Source organism: Clostridium transplantifaecale (assembly GCF_900626075.1).
Classification (GTDB): Bacteria; Bacillota; Clostridia; order Lachnospirales; family Lachnospiraceae; genus Otoolea; species Otoolea transplantifaecalis.
The window spans coordinates 1,202,228-1,219,647 of the sequence record NZ_UYZY01000002.1 but is presented as its reverse complement, the minus strand read 5'-3'; the positions used below and the strand labels follow the sequence as shown (position 1 = coordinate 1,219,647).

At 49.7% G+C, this 17,420-nt stretch carries 17 protein-coding genes; 7 read left to right on the top strand and 10 right to left on the bottom strand.

Features of this window, described 5'->3' with window-relative positions; genetic code table 11:
- Positions 1-16 precede the first annotated feature (16 nt).
- The 4 genes from EJL91_RS11035 to EJL91_RS11020 all read right to left on the bottom strand — a co-directional run bounded on the left by EJL91_RS11035 (position 17) and on the right by EJL91_RS11020 (position 4,628).
- Positions 17-1,858: an ABC-F family ATP-binding cassette domain-containing protein gene (locus tag EJL91_RS11035; protein WP_125141981.1), complete on the bottom strand. Its 1,842-nt coding sequence runs from the start codon at positions 1,856-1,858 to the stop codon at positions 17-19.
- Between the two features lie 77 nt (positions 1,859-1,935).
- On the bottom strand, positions 1,936-2,691 hold the full coding sequence (locus tag EJL91_RS11030) for an exodeoxyribonuclease III (RefSeq protein WP_125141980.1): 756 nt from the start codon (positions 2,689-2,691) through the stop codon (positions 1,936-1,938).
- A gap of 298 nt (positions 2,692-2,989) precedes the next feature.
- The gene (locus tag EJL91_RS11025; protein WP_125141979.1) at positions 2,990-4,183 is read right to left on the bottom strand and encodes a dicarboxylate/amino acid:cation symporter; all 1,194 of its coding nucleotides are present in this window, start codon (positions 4,181-4,183) and stop codon (positions 2,990-2,992) included.
- Between the two features lie 172 nt (positions 4,184-4,355).
- Positions 4,356-4,628: a hypothetical protein gene (locus tag EJL91_RS11020; RefSeq protein ID WP_125141978.1), complete on the bottom strand. Its 273-nt coding sequence runs from the start codon at positions 4,626-4,628 to the stop codon at positions 4,356-4,358.
- 823 nt (positions 4,629-5,451) lie between these two features.
- Here EJL91_RS11020 and EJL91_RS11015 point away from each other — a divergent pair.
- The 7 genes from EJL91_RS11015 to EJL91_RS10985 all read left to right on the top strand — a co-directional run bounded on the left by EJL91_RS11015 (position 5,452) and on the right by EJL91_RS10985 (position 10,347).
- On the top strand, positions 5,452-6,339 hold the full coding sequence (locus EJL91_RS11015; RefSeq protein WP_125141977.1) for a transglutaminase-like domain-containing protein: 888 nt from the start codon (positions 5,452-5,454) through the stop codon (positions 6,337-6,339).
- Positions 6,340-6,460: 121 nt separating this feature from the next.
- Positions 6,461-7,510 (top strand): type II secretion system F family protein, encoded by a 1,050-nt coding sequence (locus EJL91_RS11010; protein WP_243125305.1) that lies wholly within the window; start codon positions 6,461-6,463, stop codon positions 7,508-7,510.
- Between the two features lie 13 nt (positions 7,511-7,523).
- Complete coding sequence (locus EJL91_RS11005) at positions 7,524-7,877, top strand: hypothetical protein (protein ID WP_125141976.1); 354 nt, start codon at positions 7,524-7,526, stop codon at positions 7,875-7,877.
- Positions 7,874-8,395, top strand: coding sequence for a DUF4860 domain-containing protein (locus EJL91_RS11000; RefSeq protein WP_125141975.1), 522 nt, complete (start codon positions 7,874-7,876; stop codon positions 8,393-8,395). The genes EJL91_RS11005 and EJL91_RS11000 overlap by 4 nt, the downstream gene beginning before the upstream one ends.
- The gene (locus EJL91_RS10995; protein ID WP_125141974.1) at positions 8,388-8,816 is read left to right on the top strand and encodes a hypothetical protein; all 429 of its coding nucleotides are present in this window, start codon (positions 8,388-8,390) and stop codon (positions 8,814-8,816) included. The genes EJL91_RS11000 and EJL91_RS10995 overlap by 8 nt, the downstream gene beginning before the upstream one ends.
- Positions 8,800-9,243, top strand: a complete 444-nt coding sequence (locus tag EJL91_RS10990; protein WP_125141973.1) for a hypothetical protein — start codon at positions 8,800-8,802, stop codon at positions 9,241-9,243. The genes EJL91_RS10995 and EJL91_RS10990 overlap by 17 nt, the downstream gene beginning before the upstream one ends.
- A gap of 51 nt (positions 9,244-9,294) precedes the next feature.
- Positions 9,295-10,347, top strand: a complete 1,053-nt coding sequence (locus EJL91_RS10985; protein WP_125141972.1) for a type IV pilus twitching motility protein PilT — start codon at positions 9,295-9,297, stop codon at positions 10,345-10,347.
- A gap of 201 nt (positions 10,348-10,548) precedes the next feature.
- Here EJL91_RS10985 and EJL91_RS10980 read toward each other — a convergent pair whose 3' ends face one another.
- The 6 genes from EJL91_RS10980 to EJL91_RS10955 all read right to left on the bottom strand — a co-directional run bounded on the left by EJL91_RS10980 (position 10,549) and on the right by EJL91_RS10955 (position 17,419).
- Positions 10,549-10,749 (bottom strand): cold-shock protein, encoded by a 201-nt coding sequence (locus EJL91_RS10980; RefSeq protein WP_125141971.1) that lies wholly within the window; start codon positions 10,747-10,749, stop codon positions 10,549-10,551.
- A gap of 210 nt (positions 10,750-10,959) precedes the next feature.
- The gene (locus EJL91_RS10975) at positions 10,960-12,825 is read right to left on the bottom strand and encodes a sensor domain-containing diguanylate cyclase (protein WP_164516813.1); all 1,866 of its coding nucleotides are present in this window, start codon (positions 12,823-12,825) and stop codon (positions 10,960-10,962) included.
- A gap of 290 nt (positions 12,826-13,115) precedes the next feature.
- A complete protein-coding gene (locus tag EJL91_RS10970; RefSeq protein WP_125141969.1) occupies positions 13,116-13,925 on the bottom strand; it encodes a class B sortase in 810 nt (269 codons plus the stop codon).
- A complete protein-coding gene (locus tag EJL91_RS10965; protein WP_125141968.1) occupies positions 13,922-14,749 on the bottom strand; it encodes a pilin N-terminal domain-containing protein in 828 nt (275 codons plus the stop codon). Before EJL91_RS10965 ends, EJL91_RS10970 begins: the two co-directional genes overlap by 4 nt.
- Position 14,750: 1 nt before the next feature.
- Positions 14,751-15,626 (bottom strand): class C sortase, encoded by an 876-nt coding sequence (locus tag EJL91_RS10960; protein ID WP_125141967.1) that lies wholly within the window; start codon positions 15,624-15,626, stop codon positions 14,751-14,753.
- A gap of 149 nt (positions 15,627-15,775) precedes the next feature.
- Positions 15,776-17,419 carry a SpaH/EbpB family LPXTG-anchored major pilin gene (locus EJL91_RS10955; RefSeq protein ID WP_164516812.1) on the bottom strand — a complete coding sequence of 548 codons (1,644 nt, stop codon included), beginning with the start codon at positions 17,417-17,419 and terminating at the stop codon, positions 15,776-15,778.
- Position 17,420: the final 1 nt, after the last annotated feature.

The following is a 17,420-nucleotide window of genomic DNA, read 5'->3' as shown; positions in this document are numbered from 1 at the left end:
CCCAAAACTTCGCTTTTTAGCGGGGCTGGGATTCGTAACTTTCTATCTGTTCCGCCAGATCGTTTAAATACATCCAGCGCTCCATCTTTTCTTCCAGCTGTGATTCTTTTTCTTCTTTCTCCTGCATCAGGCTGTTCAGACGGCTGTAATCACTGGCCGCCTTTAGAATTTCCTCCTCCAGCCCGGCCACAGCCACTTCCAGGGAGGCAATGTCTTCCTCTATAGTTTCCCATTCCCGCTGTTCTTTATAGGAAAACTTCGGTTTCTTATCCCGCGGCTGTCCTTCCTTCCAGTTTTTGCGGCCGCCCGTCTGCGCGGCCTGTCCGGCCTGGCCCGATTTGCCTTCCGCTGCGGAGTTCTCTTCCTGGTTCCTCTCATCAAGAGCCGCCTGGTAATCCGTATAACCGCCTTCATACTGCTTCACAACGCCGTCACCCTCGAAAGCAAAGATACGGCGCACCACCCTGTCCAGAAAATACCGGTCATGGGATACTGTTATCACAATCCCCTGGAAATGATCCAGATAGTCTTCAAGGATCGTCAGAGTCCTGATATCAAGATCATTGGTCGGCTCGTCCAGAAGCAGGACATTGGGAGCATCCATCAAAATATGAAGCAGGTAAAGCCGCCTTCTCTCCCCGCCCGAAAGTTTTCCAATCGGTGTATACTGAACGCTTGGCGGAAAGAGGAAACGTTCCAGCATCTGGGATGCGGACACGCTGCCTTCAGGCGTCTTCACATACTCTGCAACATTCTTTATATAATCGATCACCTTGAGGCTCTCGTCCATGTCTTCATTTTCCTGGGAAAAACACCCCATTTTAACGGTCTGGCCAATCACGGTTTCTCCCGAATCAGGCTGAACCCATCCCGCGATCATCTTCATCAGCGTGGACTTGCCGCTTCCGTTCGGTCCTATGATTCCAATTCTGTCGTTCTTTAAAAAGATGTAGTTAAAATCCCTTAAAAGAACCTTATCCCCATAGCTTTTGCTCAGATGGGAGATTTCCACGGTCGTTCTGCCGAGACGGCTGGACAGAGAGCTCATCTCCACGTCCCCGTCCTCCTCAGGCCCTTTTCTTGCGCTCAGTTCCTCAAATCTCTGGATACGGCCCTTCTGCTTTGTCGATCTGGCCCTGGCGCCCCGCCTGATCCACTGAAGCTCCGTCCTCAGGATAGTCTGGCGTTTCCGTTCGGAGGCCTCTTCCATTGCCATGCGCTCCTCTTTCAGTTCCAGATATCCAGCATAGTTCGCCTGATAGCTGTATAATTTCCCCTTGTCCAGCTCCACGATCCGGTTGGACACACTGTCCAGGAAATAACGGTCATGGGTAATCATCAGGAGGGCTCCCCTGAATTTCTTCAGGTACTCTTCCAGCCAGTCCGCCATGCTGCTGTCCAGATGGTTCGTCGGCTCATCCAGCACCAGCAGATCCGCGGTAGACAGAAGGACGCTTGCAAGGGCCACCCTCTTTTTCTGTCCTCCGGACAGCGTGGAAATTACCGCTCCGTACTCCGTAATCCCAAGCTGGGTCAGTATATTCTTGGCCTGGCCTTCCAGATCCCAGCTGTGCTCATGTCCCTCATTCTCCTTAATGACGCATTCGAGAACGGTAAGCTGAGGCTCAAACACGGGGTTTTGCGGCAGAAAACGGATATAGAGGTTCCTGCCTCTCACCACAGTGCCCTGATCCGGCTCCTCCAGTCCTGCGGCAATCTTTAAAAGGGTAGACTTACCCGTGCCGTTGATTCCGATCAGGCCGATCTTCTCACCCTCATTGATGGAAAACGACGTGTCGTCAAACAGGAGCCGTTCTGTGTATGATTTCGTCAAATGCTCTATTGTAAGTATATTCATGGTATTCTTCCTGACATTCTATAATCTCTTTTCCCGCACGCGGGATTATCCGCCTGTGCGGCCGTATCTTTTGTCCGTTATTTGATGATAAGTTCCACCGGACAGTGATCTGATCCCATGATTTCCGTATGGATCTTCGCACTCTCCAGCCTGTCCTCCAGGCTCTTCGACACACAGAAATAATCGATGCGCCACCCTGCATTCTTCTCTCTGGCCTTGAAGCGGTAGGACCACCAGGAATAAACTCCCTCCTGATCCGGATAAAAATGCCTGTAGGTATCAATAAAGCCCGACTCCAGGAGTTTTGTGAATTTGCCCCTCTCCTCGTCCGTAAAACCGGCATTCTTCCTGTTGGTTTTCGGATTTTTCAGATCGATCTCCCTGTGTGCCACGTTCAGATCCCCGCAGAAAATCACCGGCTTTTTCTCTTCCAGTTTCTTGAGATAGGCAAGGAAATCATCCTCCCATTTCATCCGGTAAGGAAGTCTTGCCAGTCCGTCCTGTGAATTGGGTGTATAACAGGTGAGTACATAATATTCAGGAAATTCCGCCGTTATGACGCGCCCCTCGTGATCGTGCTCGTCAATGCCCAGTCCATACGTCACGGACAGAGGTTCTTCCTTCGTAAAAAGCGCTGTGCCGGAGTAGCCCTTCTTGTCGGCGTAACTCCAGTACTGATAATAACCGTCCAGTTCCAAATCGATCTGGCCGCCCTGAAGCTTGCTCTCCTGAATGCAGAGCACATCGGCGTCCAGCTCCTTAAAAATATCTAAAAATCCTTTCCCCACGCAGGCGCGCAGGCCGTTTACGTTCCAGGAAATTAATTTCTTCATAATTGATCTCTCCTTGCTGTCAAACTGTGATAGGTAATCCCCGCGGGATAGTGTGGATAGTGTCTGTAAATGGAACAATCTGTTCTCAGTATATCATTTTGTCAGAAAATATGGAAGGGGGAAAGTTGTCGGGTACGGAGTGGATAATCACACGCAGGATATTGCCTGTGAACGGAAACGCAACCGCTAAAACAACACAAAGCACGCTCCACCGGCTATACATTGCCGTTCAAAAAAGGAAGACCAGGCAGAACCATATAGGCCGCCTGATCTTTCCCCAATCCGTTTTCAGTTTAACTTACAAATCCACGCTGATTTTCTGTTTTTCAATTTTGTGGCGTTCCACGTATCCGGTCAGGAGCAGAGTCAGCGCTCCGTCTCCCGTCACGTTGCAGGCGGTACCAAAGCTGTCCTGCAGTGCAAAAATCGTAAGCATCAGGGCCGTGCCGGTTGCATCAAATCCCAGAACTCCCGTAATCAGTCCAAGAGAAGCCATAACAGTTCCTCCGGGAACGCCGGGTGCGCCGACTGCGAAAACGCCCAGAAGCGCGCAGAACAGCACCATCGTGGACAGTTCCGGCAGCGTGCCGTAAAGCACCTTGGAGACGGTCATGACAAAGAATACTTCCGTAAGTACCGAACCGCACAGGTGAATATTAGCAAACAGCGGAATTCCAAAGTCCACCATGTCATCCCTGAGAGTCGGTTCCGACTTTCTTGCACATTCCAGAGCCACCGCCAGTGTGGCGGCCGAGGACATCGTACCGACTGCCGTGATGTAGGCAGGGCCATAATTTTTCACTACGTTAAACGGATTTCTTCCCGAATATGCGCCGCCCAGAGTATAAAGGAGCGCCATCCACAGGTAATGGCCAATCATTACAATGATAATGACTTTTACAAACACCGGAAACTGTTTTGTAATAGAGCCTTCATATGCCAGTGAACAAAATGTAAATGCGATATAGACCGGCAGAATTGGGATGATAATCTTCTTAACAATATCCAGGACAATTTTCTGGAATTCGTCAAGAAGCTTTGTCACCGTGACTGCCTTCGTCCAGGTAGCTGCAAGGCCAATCATGACGGAAAATACAAGAGCGCTCATAACTCCCATGACAGGAGGAATCGAGAGCTGGAACACCACCTCTGGAAGTTCTTTCAATCCTTCCACTACAGGATTAATAGACAGGCCGGGAATCAGCGTATAGCCGGCCGCCATGGCGAACAGAGCCGCCCCCAGTGACGAAGTGTACGCCAGCACCAGGGCTATCCCCAACATTCTGGACGCATTTTTTCCAAGTTTCGTGATTGATGGTGCAATAAAACCGATGATAATTAGCGGGACGCAGAAAGAAATAATCTGCCCCATGATGTAATTCAGAGTCACAACGACATGCATGACTCCCTCATTTGCCACCAGTCCCACCAGGATACCGATGACAACGCCCAGCAGAAGTCTGACGGGCAGGCTTTTAAAAACTTTATTCATATTACCATCCTTTCCTTGCCGCCTCTCGCGGCAAAACTCCCCTCAGCCGACGAATTTTACGCCGCCGGATCTGAACATTGCCTTTTCATTATACCAATAATTATGTACATTGCAATTATTTTGTTTCAGCTTAGGGTATGGGGGTTTTTACCATCCTGACATTAAATGAGGTTTAGTTGAAAAATGAGGACGCCGCCGTCAGGCCGGGGACCGGGGTGGTGAGAGGGATCGATGAGTCTTTCGTCCCGGGCGTCAGGTTGTCGTGGGCGGGGAATCCGGGCAGAAAAAGTTCCTCCGGGAAACGCTTGCGCTCGTTGGAGTACATAATGGTACTAACCTCGAAAAGACCTCGGTAAGTACCAATGAACTCCCAGGTTCCCTCCGGAATCTTTTTCTCCCTTCTTCCCCACAGGAAGGTTATGGCCGGGACGAAAGACTCCGCCAAGATAGCGGCCCGGCCCCCGGCCTGCGGCGGCTGATCTGTCCTATTCCTTCAATGGGGGAGGCGCTTGTCGCTGCCACTATGTCTCTATAGAATGCCTGAAAACTACATCCTGTACACTATGAGATTATGTAAACTTATAATCTTAGAGTGTTTATTCTGATACTCTTTTAATGCAACCCAGGATATCATCAGAATGTAAAAGAATCACGACTATATCGTGGAAGCGCCAATACCACCACCACACTTGACGAAAGAGACAATCAGCCCCTGAAGCCGGCGGACGGGGCATAACCTTCGCTGAGTCTTCAGTCCCGCCGACAACCTGCCCGGGGAAGGAAGGAGAAAACTTTCCGAAGGGAGACCTTGGAATCCGCCGGTGCTTGCTGAGGTTTCTCACGAAGCTAGCACCGCTGCGCATTCCACAAGCGAAAGCGAGTCCCCGCAGGAATTTTTTCTCCTGGATTCCCCCTTACGACAACCTACACCCCGGGACTGAAGACTCATAAACACCCACCCACTCCCCCGTCCGCCATCTTACAGAGGCGTCCTCACATCTCAACTAAATCCTCAAACCGCTTGTAAGTTCATGTCATTTTTTGTATAATGTAATAATTGGAATTATAAACCACGGCCACTTCCCTGCGGGGCATAAGATCCCTGTATTTGCGTGTATTTTTCCGCATCCCGCCGTTCCTTCGGACAGCGGCCGCACCAATGCTGAACAATCCGTCCGTGCATTTATTTCATATAATATGGAGAGGCGGTTGTGTCTGCACAGACAGGACTCAGGTTCAGGCATTTACACCAATAAGGAGCATACACTATGAGTAGAGTAAATTTTAAAATAACACCGGCGCTTGTTATGACAGCGCTCTTTCTGGCTCTCGCGCCCGGCAGTGTTTCACAGGCTGCCACCATCTATACTCCAACAGCCGACGGCACCGTAGCCTACACCAGCGGCAAGGCGGTAATCGACGCTTCCCACACGGCCGACGGGTATGTGATGGTTAAGTACACCGGCTCTAATGCCAAAGTGAAGCTGCGCATCCAGAAAGACACCGAATATACTTATGACATTAATGCTACAGGAAACTATGTGACCTTCCCTCTGACCGAGGGCAGCGGAAGCTACACAATCAAGCTGTTTGAGAATGTATCGGGCACCACCTACTCACAGGCGGTGAGCCAGACAATCCAGGTGAACCTGGCAAGCGATACGATGCCCTTTCTCTATCCGAACCAGTTCTGCAATTTTAACGCCAGTTCAAACGTAGTGGCCGTCAGCGATTCCATCACGGCCGGAATCACCGATCCGCTTAAAAAAGTTGAGGCTATCTATAACTATGCCGTGGACAATATTACCTATGACAACCAGAAAGCGGCCACGGTACAATCTGGCTATCTTCCCAACGTGGACAACACGCTGTCCCAGAAAACCGGTATCTGTTTCGACTATGCGGCCGTCATGTCGTCCATGCTCCGCGCCCAGGGCATTCCGACAAAACTTGTAATCGGCTATGCGGGTAATGTCTACCACGCCTGGGTCAGCGTTTATATTCAGGGCCAGGGCTGGATTGACAATCTCATCTATTTTGACGGAACCACCTGGCAGCTTATGGATCCGACTTTTGTGTCCAGCGGCAAAAAGAGTGCGGAAGCGCTGAGCTATGTCAGCAATCCGGCAAACTACAGGCAAAAATTCTGCTATTAGCAGCATAACTCTGCACCGTCAATTGTCCGAGAACTGACGGTGCAGTTATTTAGTTGGCGGAAGTATTATCCGCAGAATGTGTCTTACATCATCACAGGAAGAGCAAATTTGGAGGTATATCATGAGCAGCAGCGCATCACCCTTTACCGGACTTACCCTGTCCGGATTCTGTATGCAGATTTCAATTCTTCTTAAATCGGCAGTTCCCCTTTACGAGGGCCTGAAGGTCATGGCCGAAGATTCACCTGGACAGCAGGAACGGGAAATCCTCTCTGAAATGTCCGACAAGGTCCGCATGGGCCTTCCGTTTCATCAGGCAGTTAAGGAAGCCGGCTGTTTTCCTGCTTATGTTGTCAACATGACCATGCTTGGGGAACGGACCGGCTTGTTGGATAACACGATGGAACGTCTCGCAGCCTATTACGAAAAAGAGTATTATCTGGCAGAAAACCTGAGAAAGGCTGTCACCTATCCCGCCATGATGATCCTCATGCTGATTATCATACTATTCGTCCTGTTTACCAGAGTGATGCCGATTTTCTCCGGCGTCTATGAACAGCTCGGAGCATCCATACCGCCGGCTGCGGCCGCCGCCATCCGCCTGGGCGGTTTTCTAAGCGGAGCCGCCCTGATCCTGGCCGCCGTTCTTATCGTGACGGCCCTGATCCTGTGGCTCCTGGGTAAAAGCGGAAAGCAGTCCTCCATGGCGCTCTCTCTGCTGGAAAAAATCAAAACGCATTCCACAATCGCACGCGCTTCGGCCAACCGCCGATTCTGCAATGTCATGGCCATGGCGCTTCAGTGCGGCGTCAATCTGCCGGAGGCGTTCAAGCTGGCAGAAACGCTGGTGGATAACCGCTCCGTGGAGCAAAAGGTGAAGAGCTGCGGTGAAGCAGTTGCGCAGGGCAGGGGATTCTACGATTCGGTAAAAGAAAGCAGTCTTTTCTCCGGTTTTGAGCTTCAGTTGATACGAGTGGGCAGCCGTGCAGGCCAGTTGGATCACATCATGGACAGTATGGCAGAGGATTACGACAAAAAAGCCTCCGAAGCGATCGACTCGATGATCGCACGCCTGGAACCTACTATCGTTTCTGTGCTTGCGGTGGCCGTCGGCCTGGTTCTCCTCGCCGTTATGCTGCCTCTGGCCGGTGTTCTGTCCTCCATCGGATAAGGAGTGTTAAGTTATGTTACATATTGAAGTCCCAAAGCGCAGGAGTTCCCTGCCCGGATATCTGATTTCTTTTCTCCTTCTCGGTATCGTCCTGTATCTCTTCCTCTGTTCCGTGGGAGCCATGCAGAGCAGGACCGAGGAGGACCGTTTAAATGCGCTGACAGCTGCAATAAAGAGAGCCAGCGTTCAGTGCTATGCCATTGAAGGACGGTATCCTCCCAGTGTGGAATATCTGGAGGAGAATTACGCCGTCGTTATCGACCGCGATCGCTATAATGTATTTTACGACGGCTGGGCCAGCAACGTAATGCCGGATATCACCGTTCTGCCTGCCGTTGAGCAGGCCGGTAAGGAGGGGCAGCAATGAAACGAGCGAATACCCGCCCTTCGGGCAGCATCGATTTTATCTTCTCTATGCTTTTGTTCCTTGTGTTTATCCTGTGTTCCGTGTTCACGATTCTCATCGGCAGCCGGGTATACGGCAATATAAGGGCCAGAAATGATGCCGCTTTTTATTCCGACACGGCTCTCAGTTATATAACTAACAAAGTGCGCCAGGCCGACCGGACTGACTCTGTAAATGTCCGCTCCATTGACGGTCAGAATGTCCTTGTGCTGTCCTCCGACTATTACGGTGTCCTCTATGAAACCTGGATTTATACTAAAGACGGTTCCCTTCTGGAACTGTTCTCCGAACAGGGCAGCGGCCTCTCCACAGAGGATGGCCTTCCCGTTATGGAATGCCCTCCCGTATCGTTTGCTATTGACAAAGCGGCAGACGGGGAATTGCTCGTAATCACGCTGGAAGGGGAAATGTCGTCCGACACGGCAAAACTGTTTCTCCGAAGCGCTTCTAATTCGGAGGGAGGGTCAAGCAATGAATAAAAAACGGACTTCTTACGCTTTCCTGATGGAAATGCTATGGGTCTGCGGCTTTTTCGCCCTGGCTGCCTGTATATTTGTCCTTGCCTTTGTAAAAGCCGACAGTCTCAGCAAAAACGCAGAAAACTTAAACCACGCGGTTCTCGCCGCGGAGAATTCCATTGAGACGGTATTTGCCGGGTACGACGGAGACGACGCGCCCCGCGAGATTCTGTCCGGATTTGACCGGAACTGGAATGCCTGTGAATATAACGCTCCGGAAGCTGCCTATTATATAAAAACCAATCACCAAGTGAACGGCGGAATGCTGTACGTCTCCGCCTCAGTCCATGAAATAAAACGCAGTAATACGGAGCCCCTATACTCCCTGAACGGCGCCCGGAGCCTGGATGCAGAAAGGAGGCTAGATGAAAAACAGAATTAATATTGGAACTGCCTCCATCATCCTGATTTTTATTATTTTATGCCTTGCAGTCTTCTCCCTGTTAAGCCTGAGCGATGGAAAATCGGCCCTTGTATTGTCGGAGCGTCATGCCGACTCCGTAGCCGCTTACTATCAGGCAGATACTCAGGGCCAGTTATTTATCCAGACCGCGGCCATCACCCTGAAAGAAGACGGCGCCGCCGCTGCCGATGCCCTGGAAAAAGCCGCCGGGACACTGCCTGAAGGTTCAGAATCAGGGATCGACGAATCGGGCCGTCTCTACTGTGAGATCCCTATGAACGCGGGCCAGGCTCTGCGGGTTGAATTATCCGTAGAGGATGCGGCCGTACTTGCCAGCTATGTTTACAACAAAGAAGATTATGCGATTGACGACAGTCTGCCCGTTTGGATCGCCCCCGAAGAATGATACGGCTGCAGACCGATGTAAAACGAACTGCCGTGAAAGGAGATATAAATAATGCTGAATTTTCTGACCGATGCCGTGGAGAAAAATGCCTCCGATATTTTCATTATCCCCGGACTCCCTCTCTCATACAAGATAAACGGTAAGATTCTTCCGTACGGCGATCATAAACTTTTACCCACTGAAACGGAAGCGCTGATAGAGGCTCTCTACGAGCTCAGCAACCACAGGAGCATGGATAAACTCCACACCCACGGGGACGACGATCTCTCCTGCTCCATCCAGGGCGTTGCAAGGTTCCGTGTCAGTATTATGAAGCAGAGGGGCACGCTGGCCGCCGTCATCCGTGTCGTCCACTTTGAGGTGCCGCGCCCGGAAGATATGAGTATCCCTCCCGAAGTCATTAAAATTGCCAACCTGAAAAAGGGGCTGGTGCTCGTCACAGGTGCCGCAGGCAGCGGTAAATCTACCACTCTGGCCTGTATTATCGATGAGATTAACAGAACCAGAAACAGCCATATAATTACTTTGGAGGATCCGATTGAATATCTGCACCGGCATAACCATTCCGTCGTCACCCAGCGCGAGATAGGCCTGGATACGGACAGCTATGTGAACGGACTGGTGGCTTCCCTAAGACAGGCTCCCGACGTGATACTGCTCGGTGAGATGCGCGATTTTGACACGATAAAAACGGCCATGACTGCCGCCGAGACGGGTCATCTGGTCATCTCGACACTCCACACCATCGGGGCCGCCAACTCCATTGACCGTATCATTGATGTATTCCCGCCCGACGGACAGCAGCAGATCCGGGTACAGCTGGCTATGGTTCTTCAGGCCGTTGTGTCCCAGCAGCTGGTGCCCTCCTCAGACGGAAGCATGGTTCCGGCCTTTGAGATTATGTTCCTGAACGACGCAATCCGCACCATGGTGCGGGAAGGCAAAATCCATCAGATCGACAACGTAATCGCAACGAGTATGGCCGAGGGCATGACGGGAATGAACAACAGCCTGCTGCGGCTTCTGCGCGAAGGAAAAATCACCCGCGATACCTGCATAAGCTGCAGCAGTGATCCGGAACAGATGCAGATGAGGCTGATGTAAGAACAGATACCGAACACTTTAAAGCAGGAAACAGGAAAAGAGAGTATCTTCCGGCATAGAATCGAATTGCTGTGATTCTATGCCGGAAAATACTCTCTTTTTTCCGTTTCCCGCTTTTACAGGATTGTTAACCAATTTAATATATAAATTACTAATATCTGCCGCGCAGATTAAGATTATATACTGAAATGATGCCTTAGTTTAAGCAGCCGTTACGTTTACAGCCTGCATACCACGATTTCCCTGAGTTAAATCGTAGGTTACGGCCTGGCCGTCCTCAAGAGATTTGAATCCGTCGCTGTTAATTCCTGAAAAATGTACGAATACATCTGCTCCATCTTCTCCTGTAATAAAGCCAAATCCTTTTTCTGAGTTAAACCATTTTACTGTACCTTTGTTCATAAAAGATACCTCCTAATTTTTAATATGCTTTTATAAAACAAAAAAAACATATAACAGTAAATCATCAATAAAAGAATGACTTACGGATATATGTGAAATCAAGGCTTTATCAAAACACTATTTATACTTTAACATACTATTTCAAAAAAGTCAATCATAAATTTTATTTATTTTAAAAGATTTTAAAAGATATTAAAAGAGGACGCCACCTTACAGAGACGTCCCCTCCTCCCAGCTAAATTCCTCCTGACATTTCCCATCCGCCGGAATGTCCGGTTCAGCAGAAATGCCAAGGGCCATACATCTCTTGTCAAGGCTCTGTTCCCCCTTAAGCATCTCATAAGTATAATACTTATTTTTATCTGCCCCTTTTACAAAATACAGAGCCTGATCCGCTTTTGCAAACAGCGTCAGATAGTCAGTCCCGTCTTTCGGATAAAAAGATGCTCCGATTGACGCCCTTACCTCTCCGTTCCTGCCATCCGGACGGAGTTCTTTCACCGCCTTCAGAAAACGGTGCACAACTTCTGCCGCAATTTTCTCCGTTGCCCCCGGCAGGTACGCCAAAAACTCATCCCCGCCGATCCTCGCGGTTACATCGTCCTTTCTGGTCTGCCTCTTCATAATTTCCGCAATTCCGGACAGCACCCGGTCGCCGCATAAATGTCCATACCGGTCATTGATATGCTTAAAATCATCTAAGTCAATCAGAATAAATGCCCCGCATGGCGCCTCTTCATCCAGAAACCAGCCCTCTATCCGCTCCCTGGCCGTCTTTTTGTTCAGCAGGCCTGTCAGAGAGTCAAGACTCGCCTGAGCCATCAGATGTTCTTTCTGCTTCTTATTGCGGTCAATGTCAATGATCACACCAACCGCCCTGACCGCCTTTCCCTCCGCGTTAAACTGCGTTGTCGCGCGTATCAGGCACCAGATGTAGTCACCCAATTTGCCACGTATGCGGAATTCCGTCTCCGAGTAGGGTACGCCTGCCGCCGTATCCCTCATAATCTTGATAAATGCAGGCATATCGGCAGGATAAATATTTTCGGACAAAGGAATCCTGGCACTGATTTGGCTGTGTATGGGATTATAGCCAAACTTCTTTTTCCAGTTGGACGAAAATTTCAATTCGTCCTCCCCGATATCCCATTCAAATATAATATCGGTAGTCTGATCCATAATGAGCTTATGGCGTTCCAGAGAAAGACGCAGTTCCTCCCTCTCCTTCTTCTGATCCGTAATGTCCAGAAGGACACAGTAAAACATGGCATCCCCATCCTCCTGAATGCGCACCCCTTTGTCAAGGATCCAGCGCAGTCCGCCGTCCTTCCCGACAATCCTGTATTCCAGCTCCACCGTATTCCCTCTCGCGAGCTGGCGGTCCATCTCACTTCTGATTCGGCGGCGGTCTTCCTCATATATCATCTCAACAAAGCTGTCGTTAAACCAGGCTTTTATCTCCTCTCTGGAATAACCGAACATCTCCAGAAAACTGCCGCTCATCGTAAGGAGTGTCATTTCCCGGTCGTCCCTGCACCTGTGAAGTCCTCCCGGAACGCTGACCGTCAGGGCTTCCAGTTCACTCTCCTTCTTCTGAAGAATCCGCGAGGTTTCCTCGACACGGGCCTTCAGCTCCTCTTTTGTGCTCCCGTTCTCTTTCTTTGCATAGTAACTGCCCTCCGTCTGTTCCAGATCAGGCTTTGACATGTGAAGATGCAGAATCTTCATTCCCTCCTCACGCTCCGCGCAGACTAATGAAAACCGATCGCAGACATCCGACATCTCCTCCGCCGAGCTGACAGCGGAAAACTCCCCATAGACTCCGTAAATGCCGTCAGCCAAAGGGAAAACTTCATACTTCTGCTCTCTCAGCGTAAAACAGGACGGACACTCTTCTGCCTGTTCTCTCAATGCCTGTATCGCTTCATCCAGGTTATAACAAATCTCATGTCTCCCGGTTCCAATCCAGGATGTAGATTCATCGAAATACGGAATCAGCGCCTCCATATCCCTTTCTTCCCAATAAAGATGCTGTAAAAGCCTGACAAATGCCAGCACTTCCTGCTTAGATTTCACCCCGGCACCCCTCCCCGCTATTGTCATCTTACATGCCGGCGGCAAAAGCGGCACGGCAAATTGATTTTTTTGCCGTACCGCTCTTTTGCATTCCGCTTTACCGCCATACTATTCTCCTTCAATTTTACCATTTTCTCGCAGCATTACAAGCAAAATATCTAAAAATGAAGGCTTTTACCGTTCTCTCCAGGAGCCGTATCGCAAAAAACGGTTCTCAGCATGTGAACAATAACTGTGATGCGTTACAGTCTGGCGCCGGGCCATCCTATAACTGCGGCATCGTCTTGCTTTTATTCTGTTTTTTTCCGCGCAACCACCAGAAGGCGGCCGTCTTTCTGTGTGTATTCACAGGTGGTCAGCGTAATAAGCTGCTCAGGCCACTGAGCTGTTATCCCCGTATCATAGGGGGAATTCGTCTTAACATATTCTATCAGTCTATTATAGTCTTCCTCTGTCCTCGCTGCCAGCATCTTTGTAAAATCTTTTCCGAGCTCGGATGCATCCAACCGGATCACCCCTATTACCTGATATGAATCCGGCTTCCCCCTGACGCTTAGGTCAATGTCCGGGTGCTCTTCCCGGAACTCCTGTGATGCATAATTCTCCAGCTGGGCAAACATGGCTCCATTTTTCATGTGATGTCCATAAATCAGATAATTGGGACAGACAGCATCAAGAGCGCAGCCGGCATCGATATATATCATTCCATAGGCTGAATACTCCCCGTCAAATCCACGGTGCAGATAGTAATTCGGATCATCTGGAGTCTGCATAACCGGATAGTCAATCTTCGTCCCCTCAATCTGAATCCAGCCGACAACATCGGGATTTTCTTCATGAAGCTTATCATAAGTTTCCAAACGGATCTGTCTGTTTTCTTCCTGAACCGCACGGGCCGATGCCTCATCCATTAAGCCAAGCTCTTCCTCCGGCACCGTTTGCGGGAAATGCTGCCGAATCTGCTGAATCTTGGCCAAATCCTGTTCGCTCCTCCGATAATTAATCCGGGTCCGCAATAACTGACTGCCGAATCCTATCGCCGCAATAAGGCAGAGCCCGGCCAGAAGTGCATAAAGCCTGCATATCGTTTTTCTTCTCATTGCCGATTTTCACTCCTGCCCGTCTTGTTCAAAAGCACCAGGAACACAGCCGCCCCCAGCAGAGAAAAAACCATGCCGACGCCGTAACCAAAACTTCCCAGATCCCCTAATTGGGGAAGCGCTGCCAGGGGAACCTCCTCATCGGTAATCTCCGCCAGCTCCGGTTCGGATGGGAAACTGGCCAGGGGCGTATCCGGATCGGTTATTGTTGCCGTTCTGTTTGGATCCCGGCCCGGCCGGCCGCCGCCGCCACCGCTGTTTCCACCACCACCTCCCGGTGTATTCGAACCGCTTTCGGTCGTTATCTTGGGCTGCGCCGTAACATGATATACCCAGCCGTTGTTTTCAAACATAGGGAGTGAGACAAAGAACGGATTCCCTTCAACTTTTAAATCGGTTCCCGGCGTTCCCGTTATTCTGACCAGATACAATCCCTTTTCCAGGCCATCCAGACTAACACTGCCGCTTGCATCAGTCACTCCTGATTTTCCGGCCGCAATCCCGGAAGCTACCACATAGTCAGATACCGTTTTAGCCCATTTCTTCTGTGCCTCGGCATTCTCAAGCTCACCAATTTTCAGCCCTGATGCCGTATATTCTTCCAATACCGTATAAATTCCCTTTTCATCGAGAGCAGCTACTCTATATACAGATAACTCCACTCCCGGCACCGTTTCTCCGGTTGATGACGAGATCTCTTCAATCGTGAGGACAGGCGTTTCTTCCGCCGGAGCCGCCGCTGCCGTTTGAACCGAAAGGGCCGCCGTCAGCACGCCTGTTATCAGGACAGTACGTATTTTTCCATATATTCCCGTCCGCTGCATACTATTCCTCCCTCTTTTCTTTACTTTTCTTCCTGTTCTTCCTTATAATCAGTGCGGTAAAAATCACTGCCGCAACTACTGCTGCGGCCGATGCCATATAGAAGACAGCCCACTTTGGAAGCGCTGCGTTCTCTTTCGGCGGCGCAGCAGCAATCATCGGCATGTCGGATATATTTGTCGGCTCATAGGGAATCCTCACACCTCTCAACAGCATTCTGTGCGAATTGATTCCGTAAGGCGTACATGTAAAAAGCGTCATAAAATCATTACCCTCCTGGGGATCCAAATCATCCAGCTCATCCGGCTCTACTACATTAATTTTATCTATTTGATAGGCCAAAATCCGGTTTAACACGTGGAAATAGAATACATCTCCCACTTCAAGCTGATCCAGATCGGTAAAAAGTTTGGCGGACGGAAGACCTCTGTGGGCCGAAACAACACTGTGTTTCCCTTCGCCGCCGACCGGAAGCGCCGAACCGTAGAGATGTCCGGCCCCTTTCTGAAGCACCTCCTCCGAGGTGCCATGGTAAACAGGAAGATATACATCTATCCTGGGAATATCTATATACCCCATCACACCGTTGATAGTTAGAAGACGGTTATACTCAGCGTCGTTCCCGGACGGATCGTCGCTTTCTGTTCCAAAGGGATCCATAGTCAGCTTATCAGGCAGTTTCTCATTATATTCCTCCGCGGCCGCCAGCATCTCCTCCATCTCTTTCTCATCCGTCTTTTCCACTTGTCCCTGGTATTCTTTAATTACTGTTGTAGACGTAATACGGCTCAGGATATCGCTCGCAGTCGGATAAAGAAATATTCCGATTCCTGCTGTCAATATGAGCCCGATTAGTATAAGCGGTAGGTTCTTCTTCACTCTCTTTCTCCTTACATCCGAATACTTACTATTAATTCACAGAGTCCGGCTCTGCCCCCGGCGCTCCGGAGGTACAGCCGGGCTCTGTGCCTGCCTGTCCATACTGTGAAAGGCAGAGGCACAAAGCCGCATAAGCGCGGTAAAACCGTCTATTTTACTTCTTTTCCCTTTTTCTTATAATATACCAAAAGCATAGCGCAGGCAAGCAGGATCATTACGCCGCCGACTATCTTAAATATCGTCGTACCGGAACCACCGGTGCCGGGAAGAACAAAGCCCTTGACGTTGGTGATTGTAGTCTCAAAGATGCCTCCTGTATTTTCATCCTCTTTCAGTGTGATAATCGGCCTATTATTACTGTCCACACTGCCGTTCCCCGTCCAGACAGGAGTTTCTGTTCCCGACCCGCCGTCAAATTTAAGGGTAAACTCACGCTCCGTCTGATCGAGTGAATATCCATCCGGCGCTTTTGTCTCAATCAGTTTGTATGTGCCGGCTTCGAGGCCTTCAAAAGTCAGCTCTCCATTTTCATCTGTTGATAACTCGATCACGCTGTCATTATTATCTTTTAAGTCCTCCCAAACACCTGCAGATGCTTCCTTCTGAAGTTTGAACGTCGCGCCTTCCAGTTTTTTCTCAGTTGCTGTGCCATCCGAAGACGATTCCGTTTTAATCACCTTCAAGCTTGTTGTGTAAACTTTCGCTTTTTTATGCTCCGTTTCATGATCGGCATCGTATTTCAAAACAACATCGTTCTCATTTCCGGCATTTCCTTTTACCGCATTTTCATTTAATTCTGCTGAATATCTGGCAACTATCCTGGCTGACCCGCCTTCCGCATACTGATAGAGTGGTTTGCTATTCACCTCAGTCCTCATAAGACTGTCAAGTGTGACCTTAATGACAGTGCCTGCATTTTCTTTTTCTGCCGTTACTACCTCCGCCCCAAAAACGTTAATGTTCTGTTCCTTGTCATACAGTGTTTCTTTCTGATCACCATCTACCTCCAGCACAAGAACCATATCCTCTTTATAGGTCAGCCCCTCACTGAGCGTATCGGTAATTCCGTAAACATAATCCTGTCCTGTAACTTCATATTCCGCACTGTAAAGCGGGATGTCTGCCTTTACTTCATATTTTACAGTGTCGCCTACTTTTTTATCATCAGCAGAAGGTGAGAAGATCCCCTCCCCTGTAATCTCTTTTGATATATCCGGTTTACTGCTCTTAACGGTCACAATCCGGCCCTTTCCATCTGTTCCCGGAACCGCTACCAAAATAGGGGCTGACTTCAGGCTGGCATCTCCATTCGCCGGTGTTGTCTCTTCCACCAGATACCAGCCTGACGGAAGGGTAATTTCTCCCGTTTGACCGATTGTATAGGCAGTTCCAGACGTTTTTACACTTACAGCAGCCAGCTTAGCCGCAAATTTGGAGATCGGTGCACTTGGTACATTGTCGGCTGTTGCATACTCTGCAATTTTCTCTAACCCGCCTACCTCTTCCACCGTTTTCTTAAACTCTTCTGCTACCTTCATATTGGTATATACATAGGTGCTTTCCCCAGCGGCCTTTTCTGCGTCAAAAGTCACCACCGGATAAATGGTAAACACGGCGCCTGTTTTAGGAGCGGCCTCTGTTCCCTGAATAGTAAGAGCGCTTTGGGTTATTTTCCCGGAGTCCCCCGTTGTCCCGGCGGCTGGTTCCGCCATGGATGTTATCCCGGCAGACATGACCATTGCCGCCGTCAAAAGCACTGCAACTAGACCTTTTATTTTTCTTCTGCTTTTCATA